Here is an 11,281-nt window from a genome sequence, read left to right as displayed (position 1 = left end):
ACATTTATAATACTAGATTTATAAATCATGTTTTTGTCATCAGATTTTATTAAATATATCGAAGAGGTGCTTACACAGCTGGTAGGCAATCGATTCTCTCTGGAGAAGATTTTACCGATATCAGGCGGGGATATCAATGATTGTTATCGAATTGAAGGTAAAGATCAATCGTTTTTTATGAAGGTTAATCATGCAACGAAGTTCCCAAATCTTTTTGTATTAGAAAGGGAAGGACTACGTCTCTTAAAGCGTGTGGGCGGTGCAGCTGTACCCGATGTGCTAACAGTAGGGCAGTTTAATGATGACGCTTTTTTGATATTGGCATGGATTGAAAAGGGAGAACGTACTAAGATATCCCAAGAAAATTTGGGGCGTATGGTAGCGCTGCTACACAAGAATACAGCGGATGCCTTTGGGCTTGATTACGATAATTATTTAGGATCTATACCACAAATTAATAAGCAGCATGAAACATGGGTTGGCTTTTTCATTGCAGAGCGCTTAGAAAAACAACTGAGCCGCGCTACCGATAACGGCTTGATAGGAGAGGAGCTGCTTGACAAATTTGAGAAACTTTATCCTAAACTTCCTGATCTATTTCCGGTAGAACAACCCACCCTTTTACATGGTGATCTCTGGAACGGAAATTACGTTGTCGGCGCCAATAGTAGTGTTTATTTAATAGACCCCGCGGTATATTTTGGACATAGAGAAATGGATATAGCGTTAACATCGTTATTTGGCGGTTTCGATGATGCCTTTTATGATGCCTATCAGGAAATAAATCCCCTGGAAAAGGGGTGGCAAAGTCGACTGGACCTTTATAATCTTTATAGTCTGTTATTTCACGCCAATATATTTGGTGGGGGCTATATTAAACAGGTTGAGGCTATAGCGAATACGTATGTGGAGTAGTAATTCTAAAAACAGTCAGTTTGCTGGCTAACATCACCAACAAATTGACTGTCTTCCTCCATTTATTATGCACCACAACTAATTAAAACAGGTCTTTAACCTTGTTCACTATTCCACCTTCTCCATTGTCTTTATTGCCTAAAATTGACTGAACGTCAAGATTGCCATTCAGTAAACTTTCACCTTTTCCTTTAAGCGCTTCCGGTAGGTTTTTGTTAACATAGTCTAGCACGACGTCTGAAGCTTTTTTTGCTAGATCTGGCGACAAACCTGCTTTTTGTATCAATTCGTTAATTAACTTTTCCATTTTTTAATGTTTTTACGTAGAGAACAATCATCGTTAACCATTGTTTGATTTTATCGTAAGACCTATGCAATTAATACAAAAAACGTTTCCTTACCGCATTTTTTTATATTTCAACCGAATGGAATTACCAATAACCACTACATCGGAACAAGCCATGGTCAGCGCAGCCAGCATCGGGCTCAGAAACCCAAAGGCGGCCAGAGGTATCGCAAAAATATTGTAAAAGAAAGCCCAGAATAGATTCTGCTTAATAGTTAACAACGTGTGTTTACCAACTTTAAGAAGTGTAACAATAGACTTTAGGTCATTGTTCAGCAAAATCACTTTCGCTGACTGTATGGCGATCTGAGTCGAATCGCCCAGAGAAATTCCGACATCTGCTGTGGTAAGAGAAGGGGCATCGTTGATGCCATCACCTACCATGGCGGTTTTGCCTTTTGTTTTTAACGTCTCGATAAGACGTAATTTGTCGCTTGGAAGTTGCTCAGCATAAACCTCCTCGATACCAATTTTTTTTGCAAGGGCTTCACACTTTTCTTTTCTGTCGCCACTTAGAAGCACCGGCTTGATATCTTGTCGCTTCAATATGGTCATTAGTGAGGCAGCCCCGGATTTTAGCTCGTCCTCGATTGCTATTTTCGCTATCAACTTATCGTTTTTGAGGAGAAAAATATCATAATTGCTGTCATCGGTCTCTACAAGTTGTTTGGATCCAATCTGATAAGCATTTCCTTCACTATCAATTGCTTTTATGCCAATACCTTTTACTTCCTTTACCTGTGTAAATACGATTGGCTTTTTTACCTTGTCCTGTAGGTTACCTACCAGCGATTTGGCTATCGGATGATTGGAATAGCTTTCCATACCCACTACCATGGCAGCGACCTCCTCTTCGTTAAGTTCACTGCTCACTTCGCGGATAGCAAATTTACCGGTAGTGAGTGTACCTGTTTTATCAAATACCATATATTGGAGATTGGCCATTTCTTCCACCGTAGCCCCACCTTTAATCATCACGCCATTCTTGGCACCTCTGCCTAATCCAACCATAACAGCCGTTGGTGTTGCCAACCCCATAGCGCAGGGGCATGAAATAACCATTACAGCTATGGCATTCATCAATGACTGGCGGAAGCCTATATCGAACCCAAAATAAGCTAATAGGAAGGTCAATATTGCAATAGCGATGACAGTTGGTACAAAAATGGCAGCAACCTTGTCGCCCAGCTTCTGTATAGGCGGCTTAGCAGCTTGTGCACGCTTCATGAGGTCAATGATTTGTGAAAGTACCGTTTTACTGCCAACCTTTGTTACCATTAACTTGATGCTGCCGCTCTCTACAATGGTACCACCTATAACCGCATCGTATTTAGACTTCTCTATTGGAATACTTTCTCCGGTTAACATCGATTCGTTGATGGATGCGTCCCCCCAGATAATATCTCCATCGGTTGGAATTTTATCACCCTCATTCACCAATAGCGTATCACCCACGGCAATTTCCGTAGCATCTATTAGCTGATTTTCTCCATTTATTACTTTTGTAGCGGTGCTTACCTGTATCTTCATCAAATCTTTTACAGCTGATGTGGTTTGCGCAACAGACCTTTTTTCAAATACATTTCCTAATAAAACAAGCGTGATAATGGTAGCAGCTGTTTCATAGAACATATAATTTGGCCCTAAGGACATAATTGTTCCTATCAGGCTATAAACAAAGGCAGATGTCGAACCAACAAAGATGAGTACATCCATATTCGGCACACCGCCCCTTATGGAGTTGATAGCACTTTTCCCAAAATGAGCGCAACCGACAAGAAATACAGGCAAACACAGCGCGAGCTGTACATAGGGATTATGCAGCCACCCAAAAGGAAGGAACATATGTAAAAATAAGGGGAGGGTAAATATGAGGCTAAAAAAGAATTTATTTTCTACTTTATCAAAAAAGTGCTCCTTTGAAAGCTGTAGATCATCATGCCTAACTTTAAAGCCCAAGCCTTCAATATCAGCAATAACCTTTGGAAGGTTCACCGTTCCGTCTGACGAAAACTTCACCTCTTCACTGGCAAAGCTTACCAATATATTATCATAACCTTTCTTTTCAAGCATTTTATGTACAGATAATGCGCAGTTGTTACAATGCATGCCTGTTACGTGTAATTCTATTAATTTATCTTGATCTTGTTGCATGTCTTTCTTATTTCCGGTATTATGACGCCTGATATTCTTCGAATAGTATACATGTTCTAAAATTTCTCTTATGGAGAAAACCAATTACATATACAAAGATAGGTGGCATATAAAACTTTCCCTATAACAAAACAAGGCAATAATAGTACTTATCATGGATTTTTATATTTATAGCTATAAAATTTATTTTGCACATAGGATCTATTTCTCTATGTTTGATATATTTTAAGCAGCTACGGTAAACATGCCAAAAAAAAGTATACCGATTTACAATGTTTCCTCAGATAGTGACGGAAATTCGGAAGAATTCAGTGTTTCCAAGTTGGATTATGGCAGTGGTAGTTACGAAAAAACTACTCATCCACACCGACATCATCATTACACGCTTTTGGTACTATGTGCAGGTGAAACGAAGCAATTTATAGATTTTAAGGAATATAAGGCTGACGAAACCGCACTGATATTGATGCGGCCGGGCCAGGTGCATTACGAGGTAAATCCCGGGCATTCAGTGATGTATATGATCACTTTTACGGGAGAATTTTTATTTTCATATTCTGCAGACAACCACTGGGAGCAACAATTTAACATCAATTTGCTGCAGCTTAGGCAGGAAGAGATACAATCATTGATTCCCTTTTTAGAATTGCTGATTACAGAATACCGTCTATTTAAGAAAAACAAGGCAGTGGTAGCTCAGTTGTTGCTGGCGGTATTAGAAAAGACAGAATCCTTTATTGCTATGCATAGCGCCATCGAAGGCAGAAAACGTTATAGCACGTTGATGCGTAAATTTGCTGCTTTAATAGAGAAGCATTTTTTAACTGCAACAAAAGTGAACGATTATGCATCGATGTTATTTGTTTCTGCAGGACATTTAAATGATGTGGTAAAAGAAATGACGGGAACCAACGCTAAAACAATAATCGATGAGAGGAGAGTGCTGGAAGCTAAGCGTATGCTCTTCTGGACACAGCTTCCCATTAAGGAAGTAGGGTGGAAGATAGGTTTTGAAGATCCCGCTTATTTCACCCGTTTCTTTAAAAAACATACGGGGAAATTACCAGCAGCCTTTCAGCGCGATATACAAAAAGATATTCACCATTAAAATACTTATGAACGCCCAACAGGAATATATCCAAAGAACCAGTCATCTGAAAAGAGACTTTCTGATATTGATCATTAAAATCGTTTTATTCATACCATTAACCTATACCCTCATTGAATACGAATCGTATTATAGCGAAACACCCTTACTAAGACGTTTGATGTATGCGTTAAACGTATTTCTATCAGCAAATATTATTATATCAACCGGTAGAATATTACTTATATCCTGGTACAAACGGCGGTCATTATTTTTCCACTCGAGTACTAGAGGAAGCTTTGTTCTTGGTATTAATAGAATAACGTCGGTATTAAATACTATATTTTTGATTATTGGATTAATGTTAGCGTTCGGAATTGACCCAAAGGAATTTCTTACGAGTATTACGATCGTTGCTGCAGCATTGGCACTTACATTCCGCGACTACATAACCAACATGATCAGCGGCCTAATCATTATGTTTTCAGACCAACTTACCTTGGGAGATTATGTAAAAATAGGGGAACACCAAGGTCAGATTATTGATATCACCCTAGTTAATATCGTCATTAATAACGATGACGATGACATCGTGATGGTACCGAACAATTTTGTATTTACAAACAATATCATCAATCAATCTTTTCAGAATTCTAGAAAAGTAAGTGTTGAATTTGAGCTCGACCTTGCACATGCAATTGACCGCGAAATACTCAAGGCACGCCTTAGCGATTTACTTGCTCAGCACAACAACGAAGTACAGGAAGACAGTATGAAACTGAAAGTACTTGCCGTACAAAAAGATCTTGTGAAGTACAAAGTACAATTTACACTAACGAATAAAGGTAAAACACAATCGCAGTTTATAAAAAATGCTGTATTAAATGAGGTAATGAAGATAAAAAATTAAGTTTTCCTTAATTTTACACCTTTCACAAAATGATGACTACCTTTTTCTAGAATTAAATTAGCACGAAAACGTGTTGGCAAAATATTCTTAATAAGGTTGGGTTTATTAATCAAATCCCAAATATTATTGGCAAGCGTAAGTGTCTCTTCTTCAGAAAGTGAAGCATAACGATGAAAATACGAGCTTTCGTTCTGAAAAGCAGTACGTTGCAATTGCTCGAAGCGCGACACATACCACTCCAATAAATTCTTTTCACTGGCATGTACGTAAATAGAATAGTCAAAAAAATCAGAAACGAATACCTGAGGTCCCTTGTGTTTATCACTCAAATTCACCTGTAAAACGTTAATTCCTTCAACGATCACAATGTCGGGATTTAATATCTCCTGCGTTTCATGAGGTATCACATCGTATTCAAGATGTGAATAAATAGGAATTTCAAGTTTTTCCTTTCCCGCTTTCACATCTGCTAGAAAGTTAATAAGCTTTTTAGTATCATAACTTTCGGGAAAACCTTTTCTATTCATAATCTCCCGTTCTTCCAATATTCTGTTGGGATAAAGGAAGCCATCTGTTGTAACCAGTGCTACATTAGGCCGGTTGGGCCACAGTGATAAGACTTTTTGCAATACCCGTGCTGTAGTGCTTTTACCGGCAGCTACGCTCCCCGCAATGCCAATAATAAAAGGAGACCTTTTTCTAGCACTTTTGATATAGGCCCTTTCTGCTTTATAAAGATTATTTGCGTGATCGATATGAATATTGAGTAGGTGAGAGAGAGGAAAGTAAACTTCTTGTATTTCTTTAAGATTAAGTGGTTCGTTAAGGGCGTGCAATTTGTCTATGTCATCATCAGATAAGGAGAAATTCAGTACACCGTTCAGCGTTTTCCAGTCCTCCCTCTTTATATTTATATAGGGAGAATATAAATTTTTTCTTTCCATATCGGTCATGAGACAATATATTAGTGGTTCGCGTCGCAAACCTAACATAAAATCTATTTATTTAAAAATGCAAAAAATCATTTCTAAAGAAAAAAATCATCCTTAATTAATTATACGAGCAAACCTTTCAGCCTATATTAAACGGGCAACAAGTTACTATCTACTACTACAGGGTTCGATAAAATTTTATGTATCGGACATAATTCGGCGATTTGGAGCAAGCGTTGCCGTTGATCTGCATCAAGCTTACCGATAAGTTTAATATGATTTCTTATATAGGTGGTTTGTTGATGGCTGCTAGGTACCACTTCCATATTCAGTGAAATAATCACTTTCTGGAGATCCCATTTCTTGCGATCGGCATACATGCGTAAAGTCATTGCCGTGCAAGACCCCAAACTGGATAAAAGCAGTTCCTTAGGACCTAATCCTTGATCCGTTCCTCCCATAGACTCCGGCTCATCAGCGATGAGGATGCCCCGGCCATTACTAACCTCGGTCTTATATTTTTCTTTTCCGATGGTTACGGTTACACTTAAGTCTGACATATCTATTTAGTTATTAGCTTGCTGTTGCCACTATCATTTTCTCATGGAGTAGCAGCTAAATTAATTATCCGAAAAATATATAGGCGATAATAATTGCAGCAATTACACCGGCAAGTTCAGCTAAAAGCGCTGCTGGCAACGCATGTCGCGTTTTCTTAATGGCTACTGAGCCGAAATAAACGGCCAACACGTAAAAGGTGGTTTCCGTACTACCTTGGATAACACAGGCCACTCTTGACGCAAAATCATCCGCACCTTTTGCATGCATTAAATCGATCATTAGTCCCCTTGCACCACTTCCACTCATAGGCTTCATGAAGGCCACAGGCAGCGCTTCCACAAAGCGAGTATCAAGCCCCATCCAGTTCACGCACACACTCACACCCTGCACAAGATAATCCATTGCTCCAGAGGCACGAAAGACGCCAACCGCAACCAAGATACCAACTAGGTAGGGAATAATTTTTACAGCCACTTCAAATCCCTCTTTAGCACCTTCAATAAAAGATTCAAAAACATTTATTTTCTTGTAACAGGCCAATGCTATAAAGGAAGTAATTACTGTAAACAAAATAACATTACTGGCAACCTGCGATATGACGTTTATCTGATCCTGTGGAAGGGTAGAAAAATAATACAGGGCAGTACCAATCATTAATGTTAGGCCGCCGATATAGGCTAAAATTACCCGATTTAATAAGTTGATGCGCTGATAAATTGCGGTTACAATTAGTCCTACCATAGTCGAGAAGAAGGTGGCAAGTAATATGGGAATAAAAATATCCGAAGGGTCTGCAGCGCCAGCTTCTTTACGATATGCCATAATGGTGATAGGAAGCAGCGTTAGGCTAGAAGCGTTGAGCACCAAAAACATGATCTGTGCATTACTGGCTGTTTCCTTGTTGGGATTAAGTTCCTGCAATTCCTTCATTGCTTTTAATCCGACGGGAGTAGCGGCATTATCGAGCCCCAACATGTTAGCTGAGAAATTCATGAGTATGGAGCCCAACGCGGGATGGTTTTTGGGAATTTCAGGAAAAAGCTTATTAAAAAAAGGTCCGACAAGACGGGCAAAAATGCTGATCATGCCCCCTTTTTCACCGATTTTCATAATGCCCAGCCAAAAAGACATCAAGCCAATCAGCCCGAGTGATATCTCGGCTCCTGTTTTGGCTGTATCAAAAGTACCATTAATAATCGTCTGAAATATCTGTTGATCGCCCAGAAAAATAAGTTTAAATAGCGCAACGGTGAAGGCAATCAGAAAAAAAGCAATCCAAACGTAATTTAAAGCCATTTATTGATTGTTAATTATTACCTCTATTTAAAAAGCTCCACGGTTTACTTCCTGAACCGTTTTTCTTTCTTTCTTCAATTAAAAAATCAGTCATTTTATTCAATATGGCATCGTTCTCACTTATTGTACGATCCCCAAGGGCAATCAAGCGCTTCATATTAGCCTCGTTTGCGGCATCTAAACTTTCTTCTATGCTGTGTAAGTTGTCTGGTTCTATCCTAAGATAATCTTTATCCTTGTTAGAAGATTTAAATAGTTGATGTAAGAAAAAATCGCTACTTTCTGCTACGCCACTCATCATGATATCGATTAGTGCGGGTACCATTGACATTGCTCGACTTTTTTTAAAGTGCTCCAGATTATATGACTTTCTAGACCTGCCAGTCCCTAAGGAAAATATATGGATATCATTGATTTTTGTTTGATTAAAAGCCTTTGTAACCTCAACTAACCCGCTCAAAGCCGGGTTTGTAGCAAAGACGCCCCCATCTAATAAGGGGTATCTTGTACCAGCTATGGAGTAGATTTCAGCTACGCTGAAATAAGTAGGTGCTGCGGAAGTAGCCCTACAGACATCCTTCAAGTAAAAATCGCGCACATCGCCGCGTTCTATCGCCGTTTGCTGCCTAAAAAAGTGTGTTTTACGAAGTTCAATATTATAGGCCGAAATAATACAAGGTTTGATCAGTTCACTTAGCTTGCATTTACCAAAGTACTTGAGAAGAACGCGCTCAAGTGTATCGCTGTTATACCTTTCGCTTGCTAAACCTAATCTAGATACAACACGTTTTACAAAGCTCATTTTGAATATATCATGCCCATATTTCAAATAGAGGTCCAAGGCCTCCTTTGCCGAAAAACGCGGGCGCTTAGGGTCTTCCTGATCCGGACATAATAATAAACAAATAAGTATGCCACCAGTACTGGTACCGGCAAAAAAATCAAAAAAATCAACAATTGCGGCATGAGGATCTTCAGTCTTATTTTTGAGTTTCTCTTCCAGGGCGACCAGTATCATTCCAGGGATAATACCTCTTATACCTCCGCCGTCAATAGACAAGATTTTTTTCATTGGTTTTGAAGGGTTAGTCAATTAAAAAGGTGGTTAATAATTATTAACCACCTTCCTATTACTTTTATAAGTGAATCACCTCGCCATAGGCGTCAGCAGCGGCTTCCATTACCGCCTCACTCATAGTGGGATGAGGATGTATTGTTTTAATAATTTCATGCCCAGTGGTTTCAAGTTTACGTGCCGCAACAACTTCTGCAATCATTTCGGTTACATTGTTTCCTATCATGTGTGCTCCCAAAAATTCACCATACTTAGCATCAAAGATAACTTTTACAAAACCATCTTTAGCGCCCGCTGCGCTTGCTTTGCCGGATGCTGAAAATGGAAATTTACCAACCTTGATTTCATAGCCTGCATCTTTTGCTGCTTTTTCTGTATAACCAACAGATGCAATCTCCGGAGAGCAATAGGTACAACCTGGGATATTGTTATAATCAATTGGCTCCACGTGTAATCCTTTGATTTTCTCCACACAGGTAATTCCTTCAGCAGATGCGACATGTGCAAGAGCTTGACCTTTCACAATATCACCTATGGCATAAACACCGTCAACAGTTGTTTTATAAAAATCATCTACTATAACACGGCCTTTATCGGTTTTAACACCTACCTCTTCTAATCCAAGATTTTCAATATTTGGTGTAATACCAACAGCAGAAAGTACTACCTCCGCCTCGATAGTTTCTTCACCTTTAGCCGTTTTTATTTTCACTTTACTAGGGTTAGCGGAAGTATCTACCGCAGTTACTTCAGCTTTTGTTAATACCGTTATCCCATTCTTTTTCAAGCTTCTTTCCAGCTGTTTTGAAACCTCTTCATCTTCAACAGGTACAATACGATCAAGGAATTCCACAACGGTTACCTTGGTTCCAATAGCGTTATAGAAATAAGCAAACTCAACACCAATGGCACCAGACCCCACAACTACCAGTGATTTTGGTTGTTTTTCTAGATTCATTGCCTGACGGTAACCGACAATTTTTTTACCATCTTGTTTTAAGTTGGGCAATTCGCGGGAGCGGGCACCCGTTGCAAGAATCGTATGCTTTGCAGTATATTCTTTCGTTGAACCGTCGCCTCCTTTTACTTCTATTTTACCGCCCTTTTTTATTTTGGCGGTCCCCATGATCACGTCAATTTTATTTTTCTTCATCAAGAATTGGATCCCCTTGCTCATCCCGTCAGCAACGCCCCGGCTGCGTTTAATAATAGCATTAAAATCTGCCTCACCACCTTCAACCTTAATACCATAATCCGCTGCATGGTTTAAATATTCAAATACCTGAGCACTTTTAAGCAAAGCTTTTGTAGGGATACAGCCCCAATTAAGGCAGATACCACCAAGAGACTCTCTTTCAACGATAGCCGTTTTGAACCCTAACTGTGACGCTCTGATGGCTGCAACATAGCCACCAGGGCCACTTCCAATTACAATGATGTCGTAATTCATTCGTATTTTAGTATTAGTAATTAATCGATTTTTATACCGCAAACCTAATATAAAAATCTTAGATTCTGAACTATCTGGCTACCTACATACGTTTTTTTTAACCTTTTACATAGAAACCACATTTCATGTTAAAGAAAAAACTTAGACGGTAAAACTTCCATACGAAGCCATGTTTTCTCGGTAATGAAGGATTTTATTGGATTACGCCGTTAATATTTTCCCGTACAGCGCTATACATCGTAAAATCATTTAAAAACAGTTGAGATTTACAATGTAAATCAACTTTTATGACGGATTTTATTAGAATCGGTATCTTTTGTTACAAAAAGAACTAAAAAAATAGCCAGATAAGGTCTTTTTTATGCTTAATACAGAGAAAAGTTATCCACAATCCACAACTAGTGATATAAATTATATTTCTCCATAAGAAAAACATCTCTTTTTTTACAGGTCTTTTTTTTCTTAACAATAAGAATCTCTCTGAAACATCAATAATTCAGTAATTGCTGATATTATCTAATGCCGTAACCTAACATTAATTTAATATTAACTTAA

10 protein-coding genes are annotated in these 11,281 nt (G+C 38.7%); 3 read left to right on the top strand and 7 right to left on the bottom strand.

Annotated features, from left to right (window positions below):
• Positions 1 to 27: 27 nt before the first annotated feature.
• On the top strand, positions 28 to 915 hold the full coding sequence (locus H8S90_RS17905; RefSeq protein ID WP_187339219.1) for a fructosamine kinase family protein: 888 nt from the start codon (positions 28 to 30) through the stop codon (positions 913 to 915).
• 82 nt (positions 916 to 997) lie between these two features.
• On the opposite strand, the gene H8S90_RS17900 is transcribed toward H8S90_RS17905, so the two are convergent.
• Positions 998 to 1,222 (bottom strand): hypothetical protein, encoded by a 225-nt coding sequence (locus tag H8S90_RS17900; RefSeq protein WP_187339218.1) that lies wholly within the window; start codon positions 1,220 to 1,222, stop codon positions 998 to 1,000.
• Positions 1,223 to 1,312: 90 nt separating this feature from the next.
• Positions 1,313 to 3,415, bottom strand: a complete 2,103-nt coding sequence (locus H8S90_RS17895) for a cation-translocating P-type ATPase (RefSeq protein WP_187339217.1) — start codon at positions 3,413 to 3,415, stop codon at positions 1,313 to 1,315.
• A 244-nt stretch (positions 3,416 to 3,659) separates the two neighbouring features.
• Here H8S90_RS17895 and H8S90_RS17890 point away from each other — a divergent pair, with 244 nt between their 5' ends.
• Both H8S90_RS17890 and H8S90_RS17885 read left to right on the top strand, forming a co-directional pair.
• Positions 3,660 to 4,523, top strand: a complete 864-nt coding sequence (locus H8S90_RS17890; protein WP_187339216.1) for a helix-turn-helix domain-containing protein — start codon at positions 3,660 to 3,662, stop codon at positions 4,521 to 4,523.
• Between the two features lie 325 nt (positions 4,524 to 4,848).
• Positions 4,849 to 5,412, top strand: coding sequence for a mechanosensitive ion channel family protein (locus H8S90_RS17885; protein WP_187339215.1), 564 nt, complete (start codon positions 4,849 to 4,851; stop codon positions 5,410 to 5,412).
• Here the strand turns inward: H8S90_RS17885 and coaA are convergent.
• From coaA to lpdA, 5 genes are all read right to left on the bottom strand, one after another.
• Entirely contained in the window at positions 5,409 to 6,356 is a 948-nt protein-coding gene (coaA, locus tag H8S90_RS17880) for a type I pantothenate kinase (RefSeq protein ID WP_222852124.1), read from the bottom strand. The genes H8S90_RS17885 and coaA overlap by 4 nt on opposite strands.
• 137 nt (positions 6,357 to 6,493) lie before the next feature.
• A complete protein-coding gene (locus tag H8S90_RS17875; RefSeq protein WP_187339213.1) occupies positions 6,494 to 6,904 on the bottom strand; it encodes an OsmC family protein in 411 nt (136 codons plus the stop codon).
• 64 nt (positions 6,905 to 6,968) lie between these two features.
• Entirely contained in the window at positions 6,969 to 8,201 is a 1,233-nt protein-coding gene (locus tag H8S90_RS17870) for a nucleoside recognition domain-containing protein (RefSeq protein ID WP_187339212.1), read from the bottom strand.
• Between the two features lie 10 nt (positions 8,202 to 8,211).
• Positions 8,212 to 9,273 (bottom strand): patatin-like phospholipase family protein, encoded by a 1,062-nt coding sequence (locus H8S90_RS17865; RefSeq protein ID WP_187339211.1) that lies wholly within the window; start codon positions 9,271 to 9,273, stop codon positions 8,212 to 8,214.
• A gap of 64 nt (positions 9,274 to 9,337) precedes the next feature.
• Positions 9,338 to 10,726, bottom strand: coding sequence for a dihydrolipoyl dehydrogenase (gene lpdA / locus H8S90_RS17860; protein WP_187339210.1), 1,389 nt, complete (start codon positions 10,724 to 10,726; stop codon positions 9,338 to 9,340).
• Between the last annotated feature and the right edge of the window lie 555 nt (positions 10,727 to 11,281).

It is taken from the genome of Olivibacter sp. SDN3, assembly GCF_014334135.1.
In the GTDB taxonomy this organism is placed as follows: domain Bacteria; phylum Bacteroidota; class Bacteroidia; order Sphingobacteriales; family Sphingobacteriaceae; genus Olivibacter.
Note: the sequence above shows the minus strand (reverse complement) of the source record. Positions and strands in the feature narration are given on the sequence as shown.

Bases quoted from the DNA above. Each gene is read 5' to 3' on its own strand.
- H8S90_RS17905 (WP_187339219.1), top strand. From the start codon at position 28: ATGTTTTTGTCATCAGATTTTATTAAATATATCGAAGAGGTGCTTACA.
- H8S90_RS17900 (WP_187339218.1), bottom strand. From the start codon at position 1,222: ATGGAAAAGTTAATTAACGAATTGATACAAAAAGCAGGTTTGTCGCCA.
- H8S90_RS17895 (WP_187339217.1), bottom strand. From the start codon at position 3,415: ATGCAACAAGATCAAGATAAATTAATAGAATTACACGTAACAGGCATG.
- H8S90_RS17890 (WP_187339216.1), top strand. From the start codon at position 3,660: ATGCCAAAAAAAAGTATACCGATTTACAATGTTTCCTCAGATAGTGAC.
- coaA (WP_222852124.1), bottom strand. From the start codon at position 6,356: ATGGAAAGAAAAAATTTATATTCTCCCTATATAAATATAAAGAGGGAG.
- H8S90_RS17875 (WP_187339213.1), bottom strand. From the start codon at position 6,904: ATGTCAGACTTAAGTGTAACCGTAACCATCGGAAAAGAAAAATATAAG.
- H8S90_RS17870 (WP_187339212.1), bottom strand. From the start codon at position 8,201: ATGGCTTTAAATTACGTTTGGATTGCTTTTTTTCTGATTGCCTTCACC.
- H8S90_RS17865 (WP_187339211.1), bottom strand. From the start codon at position 9,273: ATGAAAAAAATCTTGTCTATTGACGGCGGAGGTATAAGAGGTATTATC.
- lpdA (WP_187339210.1), bottom strand. From the start codon at position 10,726: ATGAATTACGACATCATTGTAATTGGAAGTGGCCCTGGTGGCTATGTT.